The organism is Streptomyces sp. NPDC048434, from assembly GCF_043200375.1.
GTDB lineage: Bacteria > Actinomycetota > Actinomycetes > Streptomycetales > Streptomycetaceae > Streptomyces.
Window position 1 is genome coordinate 164,795 of sequence record NZ_JBICXQ010000006.1, and the last position, 22,831, is coordinate 187,625.

Here is a 22,831-nt window from a genome sequence, read left to right on the forward strand (position 1 = left end):
GCCGGGGATAAGGGAAAGAAGATCCTGGGAACACCAATCCCACCCTGGCTGTTGGATCGACCATGACGACACGCACCGTGGACACGACACAGGAGCTGGCCGCGTTCCTGCGGACCCGGCGCGAACGTCTGGACCCGCGCGACCTCGGTCTGCCGTCGCGTCGGCAGTCCCGGCGGACCCCGGGACTGCGCCGCGAAGAGGTAGCCGAACTGGCCGGGGTCAGCGTCGACTACATCGTGCGGCTGGAACAGGCTCGTGGGCTGCGGCCCTCGGCGGACGTGGTGGAGGCGCTGTCCCGTGCGCTGCGCCTGGCCCCCGACGAACGCACCTACCTCTTCGACCTGGCCCGGCAGCGCCGCCCCCGCCACGCCGACAAGCCCGCCACCACAGCAGTGCCGCCGCTGGCCCGGCTGGTCGCCGACCTGGCGCCGCTGCCGGCCATGCTGATGAACCACCGCTACGACATCCTGGCCTGGAACGGCGAAATGGCGAGGCTGCTACTGGATTTCGACACCCTGCCGCCGTCGCAGCGCAATTCGATGTGGCTGTGCCTGATGCATCCGGAGATACGCGAGTTCTACGTCGACCGCGAACGCGTCGTGCGGGAGGGGATCGCCCACCTGCGCGCTGCGTGGGCCGCGCATCCGGAGGATCAGGCGTTGACCGGCCTCATCGCCGAATTCACCGCTCATGACGAGGAATTCGCGCGCTTGTGGGCCGAGCGAGACGTCAAGGTCAACGGCCGCGGGCGCAAGGTGATGCGGCATCCTGACGTCGGTGCGCTCGCCGTGCATTTCGAAGTGCTGATGCCACTTCAAGATCCGGACCAGCGGTTGGTGATCTACCGCGCCGCGGACGATGAGAGCCAGTCGGCATTGGACCGGTTGTGCGCACGGTGATGTCGAACCGTCATTCCGGCGTTCTTTAAATCAGAATCCCAGGAAACGGCTTTGACCTGCAACGAGGTCAGGGCAGGACTTTGAGCCCCCGGACCACTCCGCGCCGGCGGGTGACACCGGCACGGAGTGATCGGGGGCCGCTGGATCGCGGGTTCAGGCCGTGACGGCCGGCTTGAGGACCTCCTCACACCACTGCCGGAACGTCGTCGGGGTCGTCGACTCCGCGGTACGCGGCTCGGCGTTGTCGAGGCCCTGGTTCTTGGCGTCGAACATGTCGACCATCGCCTGCGCCATCGCGTCGGTCGTCCCGAAGCCGGTGAGGCGTTCCTTGAGCGCCGCGCCCGGAGTCTGCCGGTAGCTGACCCCGGTGCCGAGGACCTCGGAGATGATCTGTGCCATCTCGTTGGGCGACAGGTCTTCGGGCCCGAGGCAGGCGACCTGGCCGGACCCCTCCCACGCGTCGTCGAGCAGCAGCCGCGCGGCGGTGGCGGCGATGTCACGGGTGGCAACGGTGGGGCTCTTCAGGTCCGGGTCGGCCATCATGGAGAACATGCCCTGCGCCTTGATCGCGCCGACCTGGTGGAGCAGGTTGTGCATGAACGACGGGCAGATCACCGCTCGGTAGGCGACGCCCGAGGCGGCGATCAGGTCGTCCATCGCCAGCGAGGCGGTCACCAGGCCGGCCTGACCGGCCATCGGCGTCCCGCGACCGAGCGCGGAGATCCCGACGACGCGCTCGACGCCGTGGCGAGCGAACGCCTCGCACGCGGGGCGCGTGAAGTCGAGATAGGCGGCTTCGGCGGTCGGCGCGGCCGGCTCGCCCGGCGCGAGCCAGAAGACAGCCGCGGCGCCCTCGCAGGCCCGGTCGATCACGGCGGTCTCGCTGTGCGAGCCCTCGACGATCTCGACGCGCTCACGGACCTCGGGTGCGAGCCGCGAGGCGTCGCGGACGACGAGGCGCAGCGGCGCCCCGCGGTCGAGCAGGTCATCGACGAGCCGGCGGCCGATGGTGCTGGTGGGTGCGGTAATGACGATCATGTGGTGCTTTTCCGTTTCTGTTTCTTCGGGTGGTGGTGACAGACAGCGGCGGTCGTGAGCACACGCAGCGCGACCCCGGCATGGAGTCCGACGTCCCCGAAAGCGGCGGCATCGCCGGCCCGCAGGGTTCGCGGTGTCACGAGGTCAGGCCGGGCGTGGGAGGTAGGCCAGGCCGTGGGCGCCGGGCTCGCCGAGCTTGGCGATGTCCAGCCGGGCCAGGACCTGCAGCGTCTCCAGGTCGACGAGGTTGACGGTGGACGAGACGACGCAGGCCACATAGGCGATCCGGCCGTCGGGCGACGAGGTGATGGTCAGCGGGCCGAGCCCCACCTCGAGCTCGCCCAGCTGCTTCCGGGTGTCGGCGCAGAACACGGTGAGGCGGCCCGGCGCTTGGCGCCCGAGTCGGGACACCGGGTCGGGTGCCATGCGCAGTTCGCCCGCGAGCAGCTTTCCCGTCGACGTCAGGTGCACCGGCACGACGACGTTCTCCGTGGGCAGGGTGTCGACGACGGATGCCGTCCGGGCGTCGATGACCGCGATCCCGGTGGCCGGCCGCTCCTCGTCGGTGGCGAAGAAGGGACCGGCGTAGGGCTCGGCGACGAAAACGTGCGTGCCGTCGGCGGAGACGGCGAGTCCCTCGCTGCCCGGCACCTCGATCTTCGCGGTGAGGGTTCCCCGTTCGAGGTCGACCACCGACACGAACGGCGCCTCCTTGTTGGTGGCGTAACCCGTCCTTCCCGCCGGATCGATGGCGAACCAGTGCGGGCCGGGCGCGTCCGTGTCGATCCTGCCCAGCGGCCGACGGGTCTCCGTGTCGATCACCACGACACCGCCGGGCCGGTCCGCCGAGCCCTCCACGCTGACGTAGAGGCGACGACGTGCCGTGTCCAATGCCAGTCCGTGCGGCCCGTGTTCCGGGGCGAGATCGACGACCTCGACGATGCGGCGGGTGTCGGGGTCGATGACGGTCAGCTCGGTCCGTCGGCCGGTGTGCGCGTGGTAGTAGCCCGAGTGATAGGCCGTTGTGCACCACAGCAGTCGCTGCGTCGGGTCGAAGCACAACTCGTGTGGCTCGGCGAGGACTTCCGTCGTACCGAGGTGCCGGTCGGAGGCGGCGTCGAAGAACGAGACCGTCGGCCCGCTCTGACTGACCACGGCCAGCACCTCTCCTTCCCGACCGGCACGGGGGGACTGCTGCATTGCGGGCTCCTACGGGGCGAAGGGTTGTGACGCGTCTTCACGAACACCTCCACTCTCGGCACCAGAGGATTGCGCGGCAATGCAAAGATTGGCATCCAATAATTGACTCAGGCGTAAAAGTGCAGCTCAGGAGCGTCAATGGATCTCAACCTGCTCCGCGCCCTGGACGCCCTGCTCCAGGAGAACAGCGTGACCCGCGCCGCGGAGCGACTCGGCACGTCGCCCGCGGCGGCCAGCCGTACCCTGGCCCGGCTCCGCCGCGCCGTCGGCGACCCTCTGCTGGTCCGCGCGGGCCAGGGGATGGTCCCGACCCCGCGAGCCCTGGAACTCCGGGAGGAGGTGGGCGCGTTGCTGCGCAACTGCGACAACGTCCTGCGGCCCGGAGCCGGTTTCGATGCCGTGCATCTCCAGCGCACCTTCGCCGTGCAGGCCACCGACCTGCTCCTGACGGGGCTGGCCGGGACCTTGACCGACCGGATCCACGCGGAGGCCCCGCACGTGGACGTGGTCTTCCTGCCGGAGGCCATGGAGGGCGGCCCCGCGCTACGGCAGGGCTGGGTGGACGTCGAACTGGGTGTCCTCGGACACCTCGACCCGGAGATCCGGACCCGGCAGCTCACCCGGATGACGCTGGTCGGCATCGCCCGCAGCGGTCATCCCCTCTTCGACGGGCGGATCGACGCCCGCCGTTTCGCCGCGGCCGGCCACATCGGCATCTCCCGGCTCGGCAAGCGTCTCGGCCCCATCGACAGCGCGCTCGCGGAACGCGGGCTGCGGCGCCGGATCGCGGTCGTGGTACCCAGCCATACGAGCGCGATGATGCTCGCCCGGGACACCGACCTCGTTGCGCTCACCCTGGCCGACTGGCTCCCCGGGACCACCTCCGCACTGGGACTGCGCACCTTCCCCCTCCCCCTCGACCTGGCACCCCTCGACCTCGGAATGGCCTGGCACCCCCGCAACTCTTCGGACCCGGGCCACCGCTGGTTCCGCGACCACTTGGCGGCCTCGGTCCTGGCCCCGTCCGGAACGGGGGACGGCGACGCCGAGCCGGGCACCACGTCGTAGGGGTGAGGGTGTGCGCTGCCCCCGCAACGTGGGTGACGGGACCTGCCGTTCACGGCTCCGCCCCACCGGATGTCCGATGGGACGGAGTGAAAGGGCGCGGCAGGTCAGTTGTTGAGGCTGGTGTGGTTCCACCAGCCCTGGCGGCCGACGGTGAGGTCGACCGTCTGGCCAGTCCCGTCGATCTTGCCCTGGTACTGCTGGCCGTTCTTCAGCGGGCTCTCGATCAGCTTGTCGTGGGCGTCCTGGATCGAGTCGATGACGAGGGTCGGGACCTTCTTGAGCGTCGCCGGGTCGATGGGCCTCGTGGTGGCGACGGTGACGGCCTCGTCCCAGTTCGGGCGGTCCGCGAGCTGGTGGGCGAGGTGGATCTCGTCGCCCTCGCCGAACATCAGATAGGTGAGGTACTCGGGGTAGGCCAGGTCTCCGAGCTTGCGGAAGGAGCGGACGTCTTCCCTCTTGCACTCCACCGGGGTCTCGGTCGTCGTCATCTGCTGGAAGTCGCGGCTGCCGTCCGGCTTCACGACGACCCGCTCCAGATGGACGCTGAACTCCTTGCCCTGCTGCAGCTCCGGGAGCTCGAAGTGGTGCGGACAGCGCAGGGCGTAGAAGACCCGCTCGTTCTCGTGCTGCGCCAGGTCCTGCAGGTACCTCTCCCGCAGCTCACCGCTGTCCTTGATGGTGAAGGTGAACACCGCCTGGTAGTTGTGGCCGGACTGGGGGTTGTAGAGCGCGAGGTGGTAGAAGAACAGCTTCTTCTTGCCCAGCACCAGGAAGCGGTGGATGTGCTCGTGTCCGTCGTGGTCGGGCCCGGGAGTGGTGTTCATGAGAAGGTCTCGCCTTTCGTCGGGTGGGGGTTCGGTCGGGTGTTCTGCCGGCGCCGGGCCCAGAAGGGGCGGTCGGCCCAGCGGGTTTCCTGTGCGTGCACGGCACGGTGGCCGTGCTGGTAGGCGGCTCGGGCCGTGGCGACCTTCGCCGCGTAGTCGGCCAGCGCCGCCCGGTCGCCGTGCAGCCGGGCGTCGACCGCCCGGCCCGCGCTCAGCCCGGTGTAGAGGGCGGTCAGGATGCCCTGCGAGCTGAGCGGGTCGAAGGCGGCCGCCGCGTCTCCGGCGGCCGTCCAGCCGTCGCCGTGCACCCGGTCCAGATGTGCGCTGTGCGCGGGGGCGCGGCGGGGTGGCCGCAGGGCGGTGAGGCCGTGCGGGCGGGCCCGGCGGGAGATGTGCCGGGTGGCCAGCAGACGGTCGCGGAACCGCTCGGCACCGCGCGCGGCGGCGACGGGCAGATCGGGGTCGGTGAAGTAGGCGACCAGCCGGTGCCGGGAGGGCAGCAGGGCGGTGTACCACCAGCCGTCCTGGTCGGACTCGACCAGCGAACGGCCGTCGGTGGTGGCCTGCGGGGCCGGGCCGAGGGTGAGGTGGAAGGCCGTGAGCCGGTCCCCGGTGCGCCGCCGCGCACCGGAGCGGACGGCGATCGCGGCGCCCCGTCCGGTGGCGTCCACCACCCAGCGGCAGCGGACCGTCCGCTCCCCGCCGCCGGAGCGGTCGCGCAGGGCGAGCCGCCAGGTGCCGTCCGGCTGCCGGGAGGGGCACCGTACGCGGGTGTGCTCGGCGACCTCGGCGCCCGCCGCACGGGCGGCATCGCGCAACCGCCGGTCGAAGAGCGGACGGTCGAGGTGCCAGCCGTGGCCGTACGGGTCGTTGATGAAGTCCACGGCGTGCAGTTCGGCCGAGCCCCAGGCGGACAGGTTGCCGTGGCAGGGCAGATGGCCGGTGCCGAGGACCGGCTCCTCGACGCCGAGGTCGGCCAGGAGCAGCCGCCCCATGGACACCAGTGCCTCGCCGGCCTTGGGCGGGCCGGTGCCCGCGTCGGCCAGCAGGACGGTGCGCCCGGCCCGTACGAGGGCGAGCGCGGCGGCGCTGCCGGCCGGGCCACCACCCGCGACCACGACGTCATAGCCCGGGACGGGACTCACTGGGCGCCGTGGAAGGGGTCGAGCTTCTCCAGATAACCGGCGGCGATCGCCGTCTCGTCCTGGCCGGTCGCCTCCTTGACCTCCTGGACCGCCTGCTGGACGAGCATGGACTCGACGGTCTCGGCCGGGACCTCCCCGGTCCAGGCATCGGCCGCGCCGGCCCGTTGGGGCACACCCGCCTCGGGTACCTGGATGTTGATGAGGTTGGCGTGGTCGGCGGCCGGCGGATAGCCGGGCTCGGACTCGACCTGGAGGTACCGGGGGAACTTCGCGTCGCCCACGGTGTATTCGTGTGTCTCGACGATGCCGAACTTGAACCAGTCGTCGATCATCTGCCGGCGCTGAACGTTGAAGTTGGTGCCCTTCAGGCCGCGCAGCCACACCGCGCGGTTCTCGAAGGCCTTCTCCCTGGCGCTGTCGTCGGAGCCGGTCGGCGGGGTGTTGACGGTGGCGAAGTCCGACTGCTTGAGCACATGGTTGGGCATCTGGGCGGGCCAGAAGGTGGGCAGATAGGGGCTGTAGCGGGGGCCGAGACCCGACTGCACCTGGTAGCCGGAGCGGCAGCTCGCCGTGTCGCACTGCCAGGGGGCGGCCATCCAGCGGGTGAGGTCGCCCGGCCCCTGCGCGAACAGCGGGCCGTTCTTGCCCAGGGCGTCCTGGAGGGTGAGCACCTCGCCGTAGTCGCGTTCCGGGTTCTCCGGGCTGCGGTGCAGGATGCGGAACGGCTCGGAGTACATGGTCTTGTGCCGCATCGGCCAAGTGACCTCGCAGCCGGGGTGGAACGCGTCGGCGGCGCAGTTCTCCAGCGCGGCCCGGTCCAGCAGATGCGGCTGGTCGGCGGGCGGCGCCTCGTCCACGTCCGGGAAGCCGGTGCGGGTCGGGCCGGAGGTGAAGTGGCCGTCGGCCCACAGGGCCAGCATCCGGTCCTGGGCGGCGGAGAGCGTGATGTGCTGCCGGACGGAGGTGGCCTTGCCGCCGGACATGGCATCGCCGTAGAGCCACGGCCAGGGCAGCGGGGACGTGCCGTCGCGGTCGTAGTCGCGCATGTGGACGTAGACCTGGCGGCGGAGTTCCTGGCTGGCCTGGCCCGGGTCGGCGAGCCGCTTGCGCATGGCCGGGGCGAGGAAGTGGTACGGGCCGTCCCAGCCGAACTGGGTGGCGAAGCCGTGGTTGACCCACTGCAGGTCGCAGAACCGCCGCAGGATCGGTTCGATGTGGTCGGGGTAGGACACCTGCGGCTCGACGGGCAGGGTGTGCTCGGTGACGAACACGTCGTGGAGCAGGTCGTAGAGGGTGCGGACGGTCTTCACACCGGGCGCGTAGTGCGGCGGGGCGACCACGGCCCAGGCCGGGGTCGCGGTCTTCGTGGCGCCCCCGATGGTGACCTCCGCCGTGACCGGGCCGTCGGAGACGTCGTCGTACCAGGTGTCGTTGTTGGCGACGCCCGAGATCGGCTTCTCGGGTGTGGCGTAGGAGGCCGACTTGCCGGCACCGCCGACGACCAGCAGGCGTCCGTCGGTCTGGGTGGAGATCGAGCCCAGGGCGACCGCCCGGGTCATGATCTTTCCGGCGAAGGTGGCGGTCTCGTGCTGGGAGGCGCGGATGGTCTGGCGGCCGGGGTCGATGACGAGCTTCTTGCGCTCCGCTCCGCTGACGTCGGCATTGCGCCGGCGCCGCTGGGTGTCCGGCAGTCCGGTGGCCTCGGGGATGTCGAGCGGGATGTGGAACTGGTACCAGGCGGCCTTCTTGTTGGCCAGGTGCACCGACCACTTGATCTCGGTGACGTCCTCGTCGTCCAGCGTCAGCTCGCGGACGATCTCGCCCGCCTGGTTGTAGCCGTAGATCCGGAAGCGGGCGGCCTGCCGGATGATCTTCCCTGAGCTGTCCTTGTAGGAACCGGCCGGCAGCGGCGGCTGGTCCGGTGACTCCGGGCCTATGATGGGCTGTTTGTCGCTGTTGCCGATCCGGGCGATTCCTATGGCGGGGTGGATCTTCACCTGTGCGATCCGTGTGTCCATCGAGGAGCCTTTCAGTGGACGGGTGTGGATGCCCCCGAAGGCCTCAAACGTAGGATCGACGTCGTTCGCAAGGTGACATCGAGGCGTCACAATGGGTGCACGGATTCACCCTTTCGAGAGGGCCGACACGCGGAGCCACGCCGGGCCCGCTCACGGACCGTGACGGCGGCCGCCGGACCGGCGGGGTGCTGCACCCAGCGGAAGGCCGCGCCCGGTGGTGCCTGGGCACCGGACGCGGCAGGGGATCGCCGTCCGCCCCGCGTTCCGCGGGAGGGCCGGGGAGGTCAGACGAAGGCGCTCTCGCCGGTGATGGCCTTGCCCACGATGAGGGTGTTCATCTCGCGGGTGCCCTCGAAGGAGTAGATGGCCTCGGCGTCGGCGAAGAAGCGCGCGACGTCGTAGTCGAGGACGATGCCGTTGCCGCCGAATATCTCCCGGCTCCAGGCCACGACCTCGCGCATCCGGGCCGTGACGAAGGCCTTGGCCAGGGAGGAGTGCTCGTCGCGGAAGATGCCGGCGTCCTGGAGGCGGGCCAGCTGGACGAGCATCCCCCAGGAAGCGGTGATATTTCCGAGGCTCTTGACGAGGAGGTCCTGCACCAGCTGGAAGCGGGCGATCGGGCGGCCGAACTGCCGGCGCTCCTTGGCGTAGGCGAGCGCGAGTTCATAGGCGCCGATCATCACGCCGAGGGCCTGCCAGGCGACGCCGCTGCGGGTGGCGCGCAGGATCTCCGCGACATCGCGGAAGGAGTCCACCCGCTGGAGGCGGTTGGCTTCCGGGACACGGACCTCGGTCAGGGTGAGATCGGCGTTCTCGACGATCCGGAAGGCGGTCTTGTTCTCGATCTTGGCAGCCGAGAAGCCGGGCGTGCCCCGCTCCACCACGAAGCCCTTGACCTTGTTGTCGGCCTCGTCGCGGGCCCAGACGATGACCAGATCGGCAAAGGTGCCGTTGCCGATCCACCGCTTGGCGCCGTTGAGGATCCAGTGGTCGCCGGCCCGCCGGGCGGTGGTGCGCATACCGCCTGCCACGTCGGAGCCGCCGAGGGGCTCGGTCATGGCGAAGGCGCCGATCTTGTCGAGGGCGGCCATCGCCGGCAGCCAGCGGTCGCGCTGCTCCTGGTCGCCGCCGCGGTAGATGCTGTACATGGCCAGGCCGTTGTGGACGCCGAAGAAGGTCGCGGACGAGGCGTCGGTGCGGGTGTACTCCATCGCGAGCATGCCGACCAGCAGATGGCTCCCGGCGGGCAGCGGGTCGCCGTACCCCTCGTACGGGACGCCGGAAAGGCCCAGTCCGCGGAACTTGCCGATCAGTTCGCGGGGGAACTCCCCCTTGGCCCAGGCGTCGTTGACCAGCGGCTTCACCTCGGTACGCATAAAGTCACGGGCCTGCAGGAGCAGTTTGCGCTCCTCGTCGGGCAGCAGGTTCTCATAGCCGTAGAAGTCGGCGGTGAGGCCGTCGGACAGGGCGGTCTCGGGGTGGGTGGCGGTCATGACCGGGTCTCCTCGTTCTGCTCGCTGGTGGTGCCGGCGTTCTTCAGGGCGCCGAGGACGGCGAGCTGCTTGCGGTCGCGGTCCTGGGTGAGGTCGCGGTACGAGCGCGAGCCGTACGCGTCCTCCACGGCCCTGATGAGCCGTTCGGTCTGTTCGGGGTTCTGCTCGGGGCGGCCGAGGGAGTCCCACATCTGCTGCATCGACGGGCCGATGTGCTCGGCCATGTGCCGGTAGCCGCCGGGGCCGCCGCCCAGGTGGGCGCCGAGGAAGGGACCCACCGTCGACCAGCGCAGACCGAGCGAGTTCACCATGATCGCGTCGAGCTCGGACGGGCTGACCACACCCTGCTCCACCAGGTGGATCGCCTCGCGGCTGAGCGCGTTCTGCAGGCGGTTGCCGACAAAGCCGGGGAGCTCCTTGCGCTCCACCACGGGGACCCGGCCGACCGAGCGGTAGAACGCCACCGCCCGGGTGACGGAGTCCTCGCTGGTGCGCCGGCCGGGCACCACCTCCACCAGCGGCACCAGGTGCGGCGGGTTGAACGGATGGCCGATCAGGATGCGCCCGGCGTCGTCGAGCCGGTCGGTGAACGCGGTGGACGGGATGGCGGAGGAGGAGCTCAACAGGAGTGCGTGGGACGGGGCTTCGCGCACCAGGGTGGCGAAGAGCTCACGCTTGAAGGCGGTGTTCTCCGGGCCGTTCTCCTGGACCACATCGGCGTGGCGGACCGCCTCGGTGACCTCGTCGGCCAGCTGGACCCGGCCGGCGAGGCCGGCTGTGTCGAGGCCCTGCCGGGCCAGCTGCGGGGCGGCCTCGGTCAGCGCCGTATCGACGGCTTCGGCGAGGTCGGGGCGCGGATCGGTGACCCGCACGTTCAGTCCGTGCCCGGCGAACAGGGCGGCCCACGAGAGGCCGATGGTCCCGGCGCCGATCACGGCCACGGTGGGGTGGGTGTGACTCATGGCAGATGCTTCTTTCGTACGCGGCGTCAGCGCGCGAGGTAGTCGTGCACCGGCTTGACCGGCGCCAGGGTGAGGTCGGTGAGGAGGTGGCTCGCCGAGACGATCTCGCGGACCGGCAGATCGGCCAGCGGGGCCAGCGCATGCGCACCCAGTTGCAGCCGGGCGGGGCCGGTCCAGGCGCCCTTGACGACCACATCGCTGATCTGGGTGCGGACCAACTGGGCCACCTGCGGCGCTCCGTCGTACCCGGGCACCAGCTTGAGCATGAAGGTCGGCACCGTGATCTGCGCGGCCGCCTCTTCGGGGTCCAGCTCATGGTGCTTGTAGCCCATCGTGGCGGTCGCCACCCGGACCGTGCCGTAGTCGAGGACGCCGACGAGCGCGCCGTGGTCCACGTACAGGGCCGGCGATCCGACGGTCTTCGGGTAGGCACTGGCCTCGCGTCCGGAGACCGTGGCCGGGAAGTTGTCGAGGTACATGGCGTGCAGGTACTCGCCCCGCTCGCCTTCGTGGCGGACCGGGATCGCCTGGCCGGATTCGGTGTACGGCCCGTACCCGCTGACATCGCCCATCCGCATCACCTCGAAGCGGACCAGCGGCTCGTCGATCTCCAACGGCTCGGGTACCACCGCGCGCAGCGCGTCGTAGTCGGTGCGGTAGACGATGTTGAGGTACTCGCGGTGGGTGAAGCGCGGGATGACGGGTGGGTACGCCGGGTTGATCAGGGGGGTGGCATGGTGCCGGGTGACGTCGTGCTGCTTCATGGTGTGCTCCTCCTACTTGCCCTGCCAGACGGGGGCGCGGCGCTCGGCGAAGGCCGTCATGCCTTCCCGTACGTCGGCCGACGCGGCGAGGGCGGCCATCTCCCTGCGCTGGGCGGCGAAGGCGGCCGGCTCGGGCGTGCCGTCGGCGGCGTGGGCGATCTTCTTCACCGCGGCGAGGGCGAGCGGGGCGTTCGCCGCGAGCTGTGCGGCCAACTCCAGTGCCGTGGCGACGGTTTCGCCGGCCGGTACGACGCGGTTGGCGATGCCGAGCAGACCGGCCCGCTCGCCGGAGACCGGCTCTCCGGTCAGCAGCAGCTCCATGGCCAGGTGGTGGGGAATCCGCTTGGGCAGCCGGATCACCCCGCCGCCGGCCGCGATGAGGCCGCGCTTGACCTCCGGAAGGCCGAACCGGGCGTCGTCGGCCGCGACGATGAGGTCGCAGGCCAGGGCGAGTTCGAAGCCGCCGCCCATGGCCCAGCCCTCGACTGCGGCGATCAGCGGCTTGGCCGTCACGGTCTCGGTCAGCCCGCCGAAGCCGCGGCCCGGGATCTCGGGCGATTCACCGGCCAGCGCGGCCTTGAGGTCCATACCGGCGCTGAAGGTGCCGCCCGCGCCGGTCAGGACGCCGACCCGGAGCGCGGGGTCGGCCGCCAACTCGTCGAGGGCGCGGGCGAGTCCGGCCGCCACGGCGGCATTGACCGCGTTACGGGCGCGGGGCCGGTCGAGGGTGATGAGGAGGGCGGTACCGATCCTCTCGGTGCGGACTTCGGGGGCGGGGTCCGCGGGACGGGTGGGGGCTGGGGTGGTGTCCGGTGTGCTGGGCATGGCCCGGGTCCTTTGATGGTCGGAGTGTGGTGCGGGAGCGGTGACGGCGTGGCGGGCCGTCAGCGCCGGGCCGCGTCGAGTTCGTCGAAGACCTCTTCGGTGTGCTGGCCGGGCAGCGGGGCGAGCCGCCGGACCGAGCCCGGGGTGGCGGAGTAGCGCACGGGGATGCCGACCGAACGGATCGGCCCCTCGCTCGGGTGCTCGACCAGGTCGAGGAGGTGGCCGTCGCGGACGTAGGGGTCGTCGGCCGCCCGGTCCAGTTCCAGCACGGGCGCCATGGGGATGCTGTGCTTGGCGCAGACGTCCTCCCACTCCTGCGTGGTCAGGCTCGGCGCGCTCCGGGCCACCAGCTCCAGGAGCGGGTCGACGTCGGCGTCCTCGATGACCGGGCCCGCCACCCGGGGGTCCTCGGCGAGGTCGGGGCGGCCGGCGGCGGCGAAGAAGTCGCGGAAGTTCTGCGGGGTGTACGGCACGACGCAGGCGAGCCCGTCGGCCGTGGGCACGGCCCGGTGGCCGCGCTTCATCGACAGGGGGAATCCGGTGGAGCCCTCGGCCGGCTCGTAGACATGGCCCGAGAGGTGCTCGACGAGGTTGAAGGCGATGAGGGTGTCCGTCATGGGGACTTCGATGTGCTGGCCGCGTCCCGTGCGGTCGCGGTGGACCAGCGCGGCGAGCACCGCGTAGACGATGGTGAGCGCGGCGACCTTGTCACCGATGATCGTCGGCAGGTAGACGGGCCGGCCCAGCGCACGGTTGGCCACGTCCACCAGACCGGAGGACGCCTGCACCGTTTCGTCGTAGGCGGCGTGCCCCGCGCGGTCGGAGTCGCTGCGGAAGCCCTGGGCGTGGGCGTAGACCAGACCGGGGTGGCGCTCGGCGAGGTCGGCGTGGGTCAGACCGAGCCGGGCCAGGGCGCCGGGGCGCATATTGGTGATCAGCACGTCGGCCGTGCCGATGAGCGCCAGTGCGCGCTCGTGGTCGTCCTCGTCCTTGAGGTTCAGGGAGACGCTGCGCTTGTTGCGGTTGACGTTCAGGTTGAGCGGTGTCATCCCGGGCGTGGTCCGGTACCGGCCCGACCGTACGGTGTCCGACGGCGACTCGATCTTGATGACGTCGGCGCCGAGGTCCCCGAGGATCTGGGCGGCGTAGGGGCCCATCACCACCGTGGACAGATCGATCACCCGTACGCCGTCCAGCGGGCCGTTGGCGCTTTCGGTCGTGGCGTCCATTGTCGCTCCTGCGGAAGTAGCTGTACTGCGAATGTTTCCGTCTTCGACGGTAGGCGAGATGCCGCGGAATGAGAACGATCAAGAAACGAAGAATGGCATGACCACAGCGGTCATGCCATTTTTCCCGGGTTATGGGGCGCGTGAATCAGGCGAAGAGTTCCTCGGCGAAGATGCGCCGCGCCGCCGTGACGAGGTCGCCGAGGTCACCGCCGGGCTCCGCCCGGTCCTTGCGGAAGAGCAGACCGGTGGCCAGTTCGGGCTGGAAATCCAGCACCGGCAGCACCCGCACATTGTCCAGCCGGTAAAGATGCATCGGACTTTCCGGAGAGAGCATCGTCATCGAAAAGGCGAGCCCGCCGGAAACCAGTTCCGAGGTCCCCGCATAGTCGGAGCTATTGATGCGAATTCTCTTCCTCAGCCCCGCGGAATTCAGCCGTGCATCGATTTCATCGAAATACGCGGGCATGGCCTCGGGGGCGGTGGCCACATAGGGGAATTGCTTCAGCTCGTCCAGGGTGACCGACTCCCGGCCTTCGAACCGGTCGGCGGGGACCGCCGCCCCGAGCCGTTCCCGCATGACCTCGATGAGGCCGAGCGCGGGGTCAGCGACCGGCAGCCGGGCCAGCGCGAGGGCCAGCCGGCCGTCGCGGACGGCTTCGGCGAGGCTGGTGGAGCGGCCGGGCCAGCGCTTGAGCTCGTAGGTCTCCCCACAGGCGTCCTCCAGCTCCCGGACCCGGGCGCGGAGTGCGGGATGCACCCCGGAGGGCATCCCGATGAGCAGGGTGGTGCGCTGCGGACGGACGGCGTCACGCAGCCGCCAGGGAATGGAGTTGACGCGTTCGAGAACATCGCGCGCCATCGGCAGCAACGCGGCACCGGCGGGCGTCAGCTCGACGTGATGCGTGGTGCGGTCGAAGAGCGGCTGGTTCAGCTCACGCTCAAGGTCCTTGATCCGCTGGCTCAGAGGAGAGGCCGCCATATGCAACTTGCGTGCCGCCTGGGAGAAATTCAACTCTTCGGCGACCGCCACGAAGTAGCGCAGGTGCAGCATGTCCACACGACCACACTACCCGGGGCCGGTACCGCCGTTCGCGGACCGCGGCGGCCCCGGGGACGCTCGTCAGTCGTCGGCCAGACCGAGCAGCGAGGGGTCATCGGCCAGGTCGCGGAAGGCCGCTCGCGGGTCCTTGAGCAGCTTGCGCTCGGTGAGGTCGAGCACCCCGCCGACGGCGCTCACCTCGGCGGCCACCGTCCCGTCCGCCGTGCGGACGGTCTGCTCGATCCGGAAGGTCCTGCCCTCGCCCCAGAGGAAGGCGCAGCTCACCTCGACCTCGTCACCGGCCCGCAGCTCCCGCCGATAGCGGATGGTGGTCTCGATGGTCACCGGGCCGATGTGCCGGTCCACCATCGAGCTCTGGCGGATGCCGCTCGCCTGCAGCAGCGACCAGCGGGCGTGCTCGGCGTACTGCAGATAGACGCTCTGGTTCAGATGGCCCTGGGTGTCCGTCTCGTATCCGCGCACGGTGATCGGGACCGCGAACGGCTCCGCCGCGTCCGTGCCACGTTCCGTGTCCCCCGACTGCGCCGCTTCCGCCACGATCTCTCCCCGTTCCCCGTACGTGCCGTGCGCCACTCGGACGCACCCCGGCCCCATGGCCGCCAGCTTGCCATCGTAGGCGCCGGGGACCGGCGGGCGGCGGCCGGCCCGTCAGGGGCTGCCCGTCTTCAGCCTCAGGTTCCATTTGGCCAGGGCCTCACCGACCGGCTGGAAGATGGTGACGGTGGCACCGCCGAAGTTGCCGCAGGTGGCGGCGCCGCCACCGGAGTGCACGCCGATGGCCATCGGGGCGTTGGGCTGGGTGACATAGGAGCCGCCCGAATCGCCGGGCGCCGAGCAGGCGTTGGTGAACGAGAGGCCCTCGATGACCGTGTTGCCGTAGTCCACGGTCTGGTCGACCCGGGTGATCTCCCCGCAGTGCCAGCCGCTGCTCTGCCCGGAACGGCAGATCGACATACCCACCATGCCCTCCTGGGAGCCGGTGACGGTAACCGGCGTACCGCCCTGGCCCGCCACGTACGAGCTGACGGTCCAGCCCGGCTGGTCGACCTCCACCAGCCCGAAGTCGCCCTCGCGGTCGTTGATGCTGTGTCCGCCGCCCTGGTTGGAGGTCCCCAGGCGGCTGCCGTCCTTGCCGTACGCGGCCTGGTCGGCGGTCAGGGTGCAGTGACCGGCCGTCAGAAATCCCTGGAAGCCGTCCGGCCCGGTCACCGAGAAACCGATGGAGCAGATGCCCTCGCTGCCGGGCATCCACCGCTCGCCGCCCACCACCGAGCCGCCCTGCTGGCGCGGCGTCCGGTCGCTACGATCGATGGTGACGGGGATCTTCGCGTGCGTGGCGAGAGCGCGGACGGCCTTCTCGAAGGTGTCGGTCCGGGCGGTGCGTTTGGTGTGGTCGATACGGACCACGACGCCGTTGGCGCGCTCGTCCACGCCCCACCCGGTGACGCCCGGTACGCCCTTGCCGGCCCGGCCGGTGATCTGCCGCACCAGCCCGGTGAGCGCGGCGTGGCCGTGCGGCACCGTCTTGGGCACCGCCCCGGCGGACCGTACCCGCTGTGCATCGGCCGCGCCGGTGACCGCGACGACGAGCTTGCCGGCCGACTTGTCGAACCACATTCCGGCGGGCGGTGCGCCGAGCGCCCGGCGCACGACGGCCGCGGCGCGGTGGGCGGCGGCCTCCTGCGCGAGCCGGGTGCGCACCTGTTCCGCCGTCAGCCCGAGGTCCCGGCGCATCGCGTCCAGCATGGCGCGCGGCGAGGGCTGGGGCGACGGGTCGGGCCGCGACACGGCACGCGCCGGGCTGAGCGGGCCGGCAGCCGCCATGACGGCGGCGACGGTCGCGCCCCAGAGAGCTGCCTTGCGAAAGCGGCGTTCCATCGGGGATCTCCTCGCGGTGTCGAGAGCACGTCGGATCCGATTCGTCGAGCCTGCTCGACACCGGCGCGTGCGGCATGAGGGAGATCCCCTGCATCATGACCGGGTGATCCACGACCCCGGCCGCCAAGTCCCCGCCCCCCATGGCGCGGTAGCGTTCCGTCGGCTGCCCGAGGCGCTGCGCAAGGTGACCTACTCGGGCGCCCGCCATCCGGGAGCGCAGACACCTGAATGCCCGTCATACGGTCCGGACGGGGCGGACGATGCGCCGGGCGGCACCGCCCCGGACGCCTTCGCCGACCTGGCCGGGGGCGCGAACTGCCAGCGCTACGCCTATGCGGTGCTGCGCCACTTCGGCCTGCTGATACCGCCGTTGCGCTCGGCGGAACTCTGGGCGGACGAACGGGCAACACGGCGGGCCGGCCGTCCGCAACCGCTGGATCTGGTGCTGTTCGACTCCGGGCCGGCCGCCGGCCGGCCACCGGGATACGGCGCGCATGTGGGCGTGCACCTGGGGCCCGACCAGGTGCTGCATCTGTGCCGGGAGGTCGGCCGGCCCGCCGTGTGGCGCTATGCCGACTTCGCGGCGCGCCCGCGCTACGGGCGCTTCCTCGGCGCCAAGCGGGCGGTGCGCGCGGCGGATCGCTGAGCGCCCCGGGGGCGGCGGGGCGAGAGCGCTCACCGCGGGGGGCGTGGCAGCTCACACGCTCAGGGGCCTGGAGCACTCACCACGCAGGGCGCCCGACGCTTAGAAACCGCCGCCGAAGCCCCCGTCACCGCCGCCGAAGCCGCCGCCGTCTCCGAAGCCTCCGCCGTCACCGAAGCCGCCGCCGAAGTCGTCGGAGTTGAAGTCGGCTCCGGAGGAGTCGCCGCCCTCGGCGCCCGTGGGGCCGCCGAAGCCGGCGCCGTAGGCGTCGGTCGACCACATCATGTTGCCGAGCAGCGTGCCCACCAGCAGGCCGGGCAGCAGGCCGCCGCCGAAGTAGCCGCCGGCCCAGGGGCCGTAGGCCGGGCCCGCATCCCAGTAGGGGCGGTCGCCGTTCGGGGTCCGGACCGTACGGGCCAGCGGCTCCCGGCCGTCGTCCAGGCGGCTCTTGTCCGCGGCGCAGACCGGCACGGTGCGCTCGGCGCCGCCCGCGGGTGCCCAGGCGGCATCGACGACGGACGGACCGTGCCGCGGATCGAAGAAGCAGGGCAGCCGGCGCTCGGGCAGCGGCCTGCCCTCGCGGCGCGCGGCAAGGGTGGCCAGCGAGAACCGGCCGTCCTCCAGGGCCTTGGTCACGGCCTGCACATCGCCGGGGTGCCCGGCCGCCGCCATCGACGACTTGGCGTTCTCGTACGTGTCCAGCGCATGGCTGTAGTCCGCCCGCATCGCGTCGTCGGCGCCGCGCTCACCGGGGTGGAAGTCGAGCCGGTCCAGTTCCTCACCGAAGGCGGTGATGTCCTCGTCGACGACGACCCGCAGGTCCTCCAGCGCCGCCCGCTCCTCCTCGGCCCGCCTTCTGCGGTTGCGGCGGGCGATGGCGTACGCGCCGCCACCGCCGACGACCACCAGCACACCGAGACCGATGGCGGTGCCGGTGTCGAAGCCGCTGCCGCCGGAACCGCCCCAGGAGGAGGGGGCCTGGCCGTGCGCCGACTTGAGCGCGGTGTCGACGAAGCTGTTCAGACGGCCGCTGACGTTCGGGTAGTGGGAGCGCTGGACCGATCCGACGAGGTTCTGCACCGCGCTGCGCGACATCACCCGCGGGTCGGCGCCGGCATTGAAGCCGTTGCCGAGCTCGACGGCGTAGACACCGCTGATCCCGGCCTTGGTGCGCAGATCCCGCAGCAGTGTGCTGGGCTGGTACTCGGCGGCCCGGGGCAGCACGGCGACGAAGACCGGCTTGTTCGCGTCTTTGATTTTCTTGGCCAGCGCATCCGCTTGGGCCGAGGAGAACTGGCTCGAAGCGCGGGGATCCACATAGACCGGGCCCTTCTTGAGGGCTGCCGCAGCCTCGTCGAGCCCGCCGGCCGCACGGGCTCCCGGTGCCATCGCGGCGACCACCGCCAGCAGTGCGGCCACCAGCAGCAGAACCGGTCCGATCAGCGCACGACGCGTTGCGGTCTTCATGTGTTCGACGCTACCTGAACCGCACTTTCAGGACATCACCGATGCAGAGGTCGATCCGGTCCGCATCGGGGTATTTTCCCTCGCTCACGGAGGGCTGTCGCGCCGGAGATGTCCATCCAGGTGATCGCTCCGCGCGTCGTTTTTGGCGGTCAAAGCGCCGGGGATGTTCCGGCTCGCCACTCCCCCGAGGAAACGAGGAGACGATGTGCAGGGCCACCTCGATGGCCACCAATCTGGCCGTCGCCGTCGCCGCCACCGCCGTCGGATGCATGCTGGTGATCTCGCTGACGCCGTCCCGCCCGGACGCCGGCAAGAGCTGGCCCTCGGCGGGCAGTCCGACGGCCGCCATGTCCGGCCATGCGGGCTCGGCCGCGCGGGCCGCCACCTCCGCCCTCAACGCGACCACCGCCAGTGCCGGACCCGAGGAGCCCGAGGAACCCGAGGAGTTCGCCTCGCCGCCGACCGGGCGGATCGAGGTGACCGCGCCGGAGCCGGGTGTCGACTACAAGGCGAACGGCAGCTTCACGGTGGCCTGGAAGAACAGCACGGGCGAGAAGGTGGACGTATGGCTGCGGACGGCGACGGGTCACGGCCGGTCGCAGCGGGTGGCCCTGGTGGTGCCCCGGGCGGACGCCGGACCGACCGGTGAGGCGATCGTGACGCTGCCCAAGGTGCCGCCGGGCCCCCGCTACTTCCTGGAGGTGGCCACCGCCGGTGACGCCGCGGTCGGCGATGTCAGCCGGACCTTCGCCATCACCGAATGACCGCACACCACCGGCCCGGGGAGGTGGCCTACGGTGCCCCGAGCGCGACCAGTCCCGCCAGGGCCTCCCGGTGCCGCCCCGGCGTCCCCAGGGCGAGCTCATCGCTCTTGGCCCGCTTGAGATACAGATGGGCCGGGTGTTCCCAGGTCATGCCGATGCCGCCGTGCAGCTGGATGCACTCCTCGGCGGCGCGCACCGCCACCGGCGCGCAGTACGCCTGGGCGACGGCCACCGCCACCGGGGCGTCCGGACTGTCGGTGGCCAGCGCGTCCGCGGCGTTGCGGGCGGCGGCGCGGGCCGAGGCCACCTCCAGCCAGAGCGCGGCCAACCGGTGCTTGAGCGCCTGGAACGAGCCGATGGGGCGGCCGAACTGGGTGCGCTGTGCCGTGTAGCGCACGGTTTCGGTCAGGCACCATTCGGCGACGCCCAGCTGTTCCGAGGCGAGCAGCCCGGCCCCGGTGAGCAGGGCGCGTTCGACGGCGGTGCGGGCCCGGTCCCCGCCGGCCAGGAGCCGTCCATGGGCACCGTCGAGGGTGAGGTGGCCCAGGGGGCGGGTGAGGTCGAGCGCGGTCACGGGGTCGGTACGGACGCCGTCCGCCGAGGCCTCGACCGCGTAGAGGGCCGGGCCGTCGGGTCCCTGGGCCGGGACCAGCAGGAGTTCGGCGCCCGCGGCGTCGGCGACCGAGGTCACCCGGCCGGTCAGGGCGCCGTCCGCCGTGGCTCGTACGGCCGGTTCCGGCAGCCCGCCCGGAGTGGTGGGCAGCGGGACCGCGAGCACACCGACGGTGCGGCCCCCGGCGAGCGCGGCGAGCGGCGCGGCGACGTCCTCCTGGCCGTGGTCGCAGCCGAGCAGGGCGGTCACCGCGATGACCGCGCTGGTCAGATAGGGGACGGGCGCGACGGAGCGGCCCACCTCCTCCAGCACGACGGCGGCCTCGCGGGCGCTCGCGCCCGCTCCCCCGAGCTTTTCGGGCACCAGCAGCCCCGCGGCGCCGATCTCCGTGGCGAGCGCGTGCCAGAGGCGGGTGTCGTAGGCGACCTCCGACTCCAGCCCGGCGAGCACGGTGGCCGGGTCGCTGCGGTCGGCGAGCAGCGACCGTACGGCGTCGCGCAGCGCGTCCTCGTCCTCGGAGTACAGCAGGTCGGGGTCGGCTGCCGGGGTGCCGGTCAGGGATGTCCCGTCGTTCATCGGGGGAGGTCCTTCCACGCGACGTCCTTGTCGGTGCGCGGCTCGGGCGGCAGCCCCAGCACACGTTCGGCGACGATGTTGAGCAGCACTTCCGAGGTGCCTCCTTCGATGGAGTTCCCCTTGGCGCGCAGATAGCGGTAGCCGCCCTCGCGGCCGGTGAAGTCGACGCCGTCGGGGCGGCGCATCGTCCAGTCGTCGTAGGTCAGCCCGTCCTCGGCGAGGAACTCCACCTCCCAGCCGCTGATCTCCTGGGCGAGCCGGGCGAAGGCCAGCTTCATCCCGCTGCCCTCGGGGCCGGGCTGGCCCTTGGTGAGCTGCTGGCGCAGCCGCTCGCCGGTCAGCCGGGCGACCTCGGCCTCCACCCACAGCTTCAGCAGCCGCTGGTGCAGATCGTGGGTGCGCAGTTCGGGGCGTGCACGCCAGCCGGCGGCGGCCACGCCGATCATGCTGCCCCTGCCGTCGGCGGGGGTGCCCGCACCCTCGCGGGGGGTGCGGGAGCCGCCGATGGCGACCCGCTCGTTCATCAGCGTGGTCTGGGCGACCTTCCAGCCCTCGCCGACCTCGCCGAGGCGCTGGGCGTCGGGGATGCGGACGCCGGTGAGGAAGACCTCGTTGAACTCGGCCTCGCCGGTGATCTGCCGCAGCGGACGCACCTCGACGCCGGGGTCGGTCATATCGCATACGAAGTAGCTGATGCCGCGGTGTTTGGGCAGGTCGGGGTCGGTACGGGCGATCAGGATCGCCCAGCGGGCCAGATGTGCGCTGGACGTCCAGACCTTCTGGCCGTCCACGATCCAGTCGCCCGCCTCGTCACGTACCGCGCGGGTCGCCAGCGCCGCCAGGTCGGAGCCGGCGCCGGGCTCGCTGAACAGCTGGCACCACACCTCCTCGCCGGTCCACAACGGGCGCAGCAGACGCTGCTTCTGCTCGTCGGTGCCGAAGCGCAGGATGGTGGGCGCGGCCATGCCGAGGCCGATGCCGATGCGGCCGGGGTCGTTGCCGGGGGCGTCGGCGGCCTCCAGCTCCGCGTCCACGACCGCTTGCAGGGAGCGCGGCGCGTCCAGCCCGCCGAGGCCCTTGGGGAAGTGGACCCAGGCCAGCCCCGCGTCGAAGCGGGCGCGCAGGAAATCCAGCCGGCCGGTGGTGGCGGGCGGGTGTGCGGCGAGCAGCTCGGCGGTGCGCCGGCGCAGGTCTTCGGCGTCGGTCATCGGGTCTCCTCCGCCGCGGGCAGCACGACCAGCCGGCCGGTGGACGTACCGTCGGCGACCCGCTGGACGGCTTCGGCGGCGTCCTTCAGCGGGAACCTGCCGCCGATGAGCGGCTTGACGGCGCCCTGTGCGGCGAGCCTGGCGAGCTCCTCGTGGCAGGCGTCGACCGCGGCCGGGTCCTTGGTGTTGTAGAGGCCCCAGTGCAGGCCCAGGATCGCGTAGTTCTTCACCAGCGCGTGGTTGAGCGCCGGGGTCGGGATGGCGCCGCCGGCGAAGCCGACGACGATGATCCGGCCCTCGAAGGCGATGCACTTGACGGACTTGGCGTACGCCTCACCGCCCACCGGGTCGTAGACCACATCCGCGCCGCGGCCGCCGGTGGCTTCCTTCACGGCGGCGATGATGTCGTCACTGCGGCGGTCGAGGACGACATCGCAGCCCAGTTCGCGGGCGGCCTTGGCCTTGTCCTCGCCGCCCACGACGCCGATCACCCGCGCGCCCGCTGCCTTGCCGAGCTGTACGGCGGCACTGCCGACGCCCCCTGCGGCGGCGTGCACAAGCAGGGTCTCGCCGGCCTGGAGCCGGGCCCTGCGGTGCAGTCCGAACCAGCCGGTCTGGTAGCCGATGTGCAGCGCGGCGGCCTCGGCGTCGTCCAGAGCCTCGGGGGCCGCGCGTACCGTCGCCGCGTCGACGACGGCGAGTTCGGCGAAACCGCCGTCGGGCAGCGGCGGCTGGGCCAGCACCCGCGCCCCGATCTCACCGGTCGCCCCCTCCCCCGCGGCGAGCACCTCGCCGCAGATCTCCACGCCAGGGGTGAACGGCAGCGGCGGCCGCACCTGGTACTGGCCCCGGCACAGCAGGGCGTCGGGGAAGTTGACGTTGGCGGCCCGCACCCGCAGCAGCAGCTGCCCGGGTCCGGGCTGCGGGTCCGGCACCTCCTCCAGCCGCATCACTTCACGCGGCTCGCCGTTCGCGTGTACGCGCCATGCCTTCACCTGGTGCCTCCACAGACCTTGGATACGCGGGTCGGACGGAGGGCGCACCGGCGCCCTCGCCAGCGACATACTAAGCGGTCGGTATCCCGCAGGGAACAGTCTCCGCCACATCGCGGCGATGCCCCGGCAGAACCCACTGTGCGGGGCCCGAGGCTGGTACTG

21 protein-coding genes are annotated in these 22,831 nt (G+C 71.6%); 4 read left to right on the plus strand and 17 right to left on the minus strand.

The window, feature by feature from the left end:
- Nucleotides 1–62 precede the first annotated feature (62 nt).
- Nucleotides 63–899, plus strand: a complete 837-nt coding sequence (locus ACGFWI_RS09595; RefSeq protein ID WP_393905373.1) for a helix-turn-helix transcriptional regulator — start codon at nt 63–65, stop codon at nt 897–899.
- 153 nt (nt 900–1,052) lie between these two features.
- On the opposite strand, the gene ACGFWI_RS09600 is transcribed toward ACGFWI_RS09595, so the two are convergent.
- On the minus strand, nt 1,053–1,937 hold the full coding sequence (locus ACGFWI_RS09600; protein ID WP_393905374.1) for an NAD(P)H-binding protein: 885 nt from the start codon (nt 1,935–1,937) through the stop codon (nt 1,053–1,055).
- Between the two features lie 144 nt (nt 1,938–2,081).
- Nucleotides 2,082–3,137, minus strand: a complete 1,056-nt coding sequence (locus ACGFWI_RS09605) for a YncE family protein (RefSeq protein WP_393905375.1) — start codon at nt 3,135–3,137, stop codon at nt 2,082–2,084.
- A gap of 138 nt (nt 3,138–3,275) precedes the next feature.
- Between ACGFWI_RS09605 and ACGFWI_RS09610 the strand changes: the two genes are divergently transcribed.
- Nucleotides 3,276–4,205: a LysR family transcriptional regulator gene (locus ACGFWI_RS09610; RefSeq protein WP_393905376.1), complete on the plus strand. Its 930-nt coding sequence runs from the start codon at nt 3,276–3,278 to the stop codon at nt 4,203–4,205.
- Between the two features lie 104 nt (nt 4,206–4,309).
- Here ACGFWI_RS09610 and ACGFWI_RS09615 read toward each other — a convergent pair whose 3' ends face one another.
- From ACGFWI_RS09615 to ACGFWI_RS09665, 11 genes are all read right to left on the minus strand, one after another.
- Nucleotides 4,310–5,029, minus strand: coding sequence for a hypothetical protein (locus ACGFWI_RS09615; protein ID WP_393905377.1), 720 nt, complete (start codon nt 5,027–5,029; stop codon nt 4,310–4,312).
- On the minus strand, nt 5,026–6,174 hold the full coding sequence (locus ACGFWI_RS09620) for an NAD(P)/FAD-dependent oxidoreductase (protein WP_393905378.1): 1,149 nt from the start codon (nt 6,172–6,174) through the stop codon (nt 5,026–5,028). The genes ACGFWI_RS09615 and ACGFWI_RS09620 overlap by 4 nt, the downstream gene beginning before the upstream one ends.
- Complete coding sequence (locus tag ACGFWI_RS09625) at nt 6,171–8,192, minus strand: LodA/GoxA family CTQ-dependent oxidase (protein ID WP_393905379.1); 2,022 nt, start codon at nt 8,190–8,192, stop codon at nt 6,171–6,173. The genes ACGFWI_RS09620 and ACGFWI_RS09625 overlap by 4 nt, the downstream gene beginning before the upstream one ends.
- A gap of 284 nt (nt 8,193–8,476) precedes the next feature.
- Entirely contained in the window at nt 8,477–9,685 is a 1,209-nt protein-coding gene (locus ACGFWI_RS09630) for an acyl-CoA dehydrogenase family protein (RefSeq protein WP_393905380.1), read from the minus strand.
- Nucleotides 9,682–10,647: a 3-hydroxyacyl-CoA dehydrogenase NAD-binding domain-containing protein gene (locus ACGFWI_RS09635; protein ID WP_393905381.1), complete on the minus strand. Its 966-nt coding sequence runs from the start codon at nt 10,645–10,647 to the stop codon at nt 9,682–9,684. The genes ACGFWI_RS09630 and ACGFWI_RS09635 overlap by 4 nt, the downstream gene beginning before the upstream one ends.
- A 26-nt stretch (nt 10,648–10,673) precedes the next feature.
- Nucleotides 10,674–11,411, minus strand: a complete 738-nt coding sequence (locus tag ACGFWI_RS09640) for an acetoacetate decarboxylase (protein WP_393905382.1) — start codon at nt 11,409–11,411, stop codon at nt 10,674–10,676.
- A 12-nt stretch (nt 11,412–11,423) separates the two neighbouring features.
- Nucleotides 11,424–12,236 (minus strand): crotonase/enoyl-CoA hydratase family protein, encoded by an 813-nt coding sequence (locus tag ACGFWI_RS09645; protein WP_393905383.1) that lies wholly within the window; start codon nt 12,234–12,236, stop codon nt 11,424–11,426.
- A 59-nt stretch (nt 12,237–12,295) separates the two neighbouring features.
- A complete protein-coding gene (locus ACGFWI_RS09650) occupies nt 12,296–13,465 on the minus strand; it encodes a CaiB/BaiF CoA transferase family protein (RefSeq protein ID WP_393905384.1) in 1,170 nt (389 codons plus the stop codon).
- 145 nt (nt 13,466–13,610) lie between these two features.
- Complete coding sequence (locus tag ACGFWI_RS09655) at nt 13,611–14,516, minus strand: LysR family transcriptional regulator (protein ID WP_393905472.1); 906 nt, start codon at nt 14,514–14,516, stop codon at nt 13,611–13,613.
- A 69-nt stretch (nt 14,517–14,585) separates the two neighbouring features.
- A complete protein-coding gene (locus tag ACGFWI_RS09660) occupies nt 14,586–15,062 on the minus strand; it encodes an acyl-CoA thioesterase (RefSeq protein ID WP_393905473.1) in 477 nt (158 codons plus the stop codon).
- Nucleotides 15,063–15,173: 111 nt separating this feature from the next.
- Nucleotides 15,174–16,403, minus strand: a complete 1,230-nt coding sequence (locus tag ACGFWI_RS09665) for a S1 family peptidase (protein WP_393905385.1) — start codon at nt 16,401–16,403, stop codon at nt 15,174–15,176.
- 103 nt (nt 16,404–16,506) lie between these two features.
- On the opposite strand from ACGFWI_RS09665, the gene ACGFWI_RS09670 reads away from it, so the two are divergent.
- Entirely contained in the window at nt 16,507–17,049 is a 543-nt protein-coding gene (locus ACGFWI_RS09670) for a cell wall hydrolase (RefSeq protein WP_393905386.1), read from the plus strand.
- A 99-nt stretch (nt 17,050–17,148) separates the two neighbouring features.
- Here ACGFWI_RS09670 and ACGFWI_RS09675 read toward each other — a convergent pair whose 3' ends face one another.
- Complete coding sequence (locus tag ACGFWI_RS09675) at nt 17,149–18,513, minus strand: hypothetical protein (RefSeq protein ID WP_393905387.1); 1,365 nt, start codon at nt 18,511–18,513, stop codon at nt 17,149–17,151.
- Between the two features lie 203 nt (nt 18,514–18,716).
- On the opposite strand from ACGFWI_RS09675, the gene ACGFWI_RS09680 reads away from it, so the two are divergent.
- Nucleotides 18,717–19,277, plus strand: a complete 561-nt coding sequence (locus ACGFWI_RS09680; protein ID WP_393905388.1) for a hypothetical protein — start codon at nt 18,717–18,719, stop codon at nt 19,275–19,277.
- A gap of 28 nt (nt 19,278–19,305) precedes the next feature.
- On the opposite strand, the gene ACGFWI_RS09685 is transcribed toward ACGFWI_RS09680, so the two are convergent.
- From ACGFWI_RS09685 to ACGFWI_RS09695, 3 genes are read right to left on the minus strand one after another with little or no spacing between them, the layout of a single operon-like run.
- The gene (locus ACGFWI_RS09685) at nt 19,306–20,466 is read right to left on the minus strand and encodes an acyl-CoA dehydrogenase family protein (protein WP_393905389.1); all 1,161 of its coding nucleotides are present in this window, start codon (nt 20,464–20,466) and stop codon (nt 19,306–19,308) included.
- Nucleotides 20,463–21,674: an acyl-CoA dehydrogenase family protein gene (locus ACGFWI_RS09690; RefSeq protein ID WP_393905390.1), complete on the minus strand. Its 1,212-nt coding sequence runs from the start codon at nt 21,672–21,674 to the stop codon at nt 20,463–20,465. Before ACGFWI_RS09690 ends, ACGFWI_RS09685 begins: the two co-directional genes overlap by 4 nt.
- Nucleotides 21,671–22,669: an NADPH:quinone oxidoreductase family protein gene (locus ACGFWI_RS09695; RefSeq protein WP_393905391.1), complete on the minus strand. Its 999-nt coding sequence runs from the start codon at nt 22,667–22,669 to the stop codon at nt 21,671–21,673. The genes ACGFWI_RS09690 and ACGFWI_RS09695 overlap by 4 nt, the downstream gene beginning before the upstream one ends.
- Nucleotides 22,670–22,831: the final 162 nt, after the last annotated feature.

Coding starts and splice junctions, on each gene's coding strand:
- ACGFWI_RS09595 (WP_393905373.1), top strand. CDS start 63: ATGACGACACGCACCGTGGACACGACACAGGAGCTGGCCGCGTTCCTG.
- ACGFWI_RS09600 (WP_393905374.1), bottom strand. CDS start 1,937: ATGATCGTCATTACCGCACCCACCAGCACCATCGGCCGCCGGCTCGTC.
- ACGFWI_RS09605 (WP_393905375.1), bottom strand. CDS start 3,137: ATGCAGCAGTCCCCCCGTGCCGGTCGGGAAGGAGAGGTGCTGGCCGTG.
- ACGFWI_RS09610 (WP_393905376.1), top strand. CDS start 3,276: ATGGATCTCAACCTGCTCCGCGCCCTGGACGCCCTGCTCCAGGAGAAC.
- ACGFWI_RS09615 (WP_393905377.1), bottom strand. CDS start 5,029: ATGAACACCACTCCCGGGCCCGACCACGACGGACACGAGCACATCCAC.
- ACGFWI_RS09625 (WP_393905379.1), bottom strand. CDS start 8,192: ATGGACACACGGATCGCACAGGTGAAGATCCACCCCGCCATAGGAATC.
- ACGFWI_RS09630 (WP_393905380.1), bottom strand. CDS start 9,685: ATGACCGCCACCCACCCCGAGACCGCCCTGTCCGACGGCCTCACCGCC.
- ACGFWI_RS09635 (WP_393905381.1), bottom strand. CDS start 10,647: ATGAGTCACACCCACCCCACCGTGGCCGTGATCGGCGCCGGGACCATC.
- ACGFWI_RS09640 (WP_393905382.1), bottom strand. CDS start 11,411: ATGAAGCAGCACGACGTCACCCGGCACCATGCCACCCCCCTGATCAAC.
- ACGFWI_RS09645 (WP_393905383.1), bottom strand. CDS start 12,236: ATGCCCAGCACACCGGACACCACCCCAGCCCCCACCCGTCCCGCGGAC.
- ACGFWI_RS09650 (WP_393905384.1), bottom strand. CDS start 13,465: ATGGACGCCACGACCGAAAGCGCCAACGGCCCGCTGGACGGCGTACGG.
- ACGFWI_RS09655 (WP_393905472.1), bottom strand. CDS start 14,516: ATGCTGCACCTGCGCTACTTCGTGGCGGTCGCCGAAGAGTTGAATTTC.
- ACGFWI_RS09665 (WP_393905385.1), bottom strand. CDS start 16,403: ATGGAACGCCGCTTTCGCAAGGCAGCTCTCTGGGGCGCGACCGTCGCC.
- ACGFWI_RS09675 (WP_393905387.1), bottom strand. CDS start 18,513: ATGAAGACCGCAACGCGTCGTGCGCTGATCGGACCGGTTCTGCTGCTG.
- ACGFWI_RS09680 (WP_393905388.1), top strand. CDS start 18,717: ATGTGCAGGGCCACCTCGATGGCCACCAATCTGGCCGTCGCCGTCGCC.
- ACGFWI_RS09685 (WP_393905389.1), bottom strand. CDS start 20,466: ATGAACGACGGGACATCCCTGACCGGCACCCCGGCAGCCGACCCCGAC.
- ACGFWI_RS09690 (WP_393905390.1), bottom strand. CDS start 21,674: ATGACCGACGCCGAAGACCTGCGCCGGCGCACCGCCGAGCTGCTCGCC.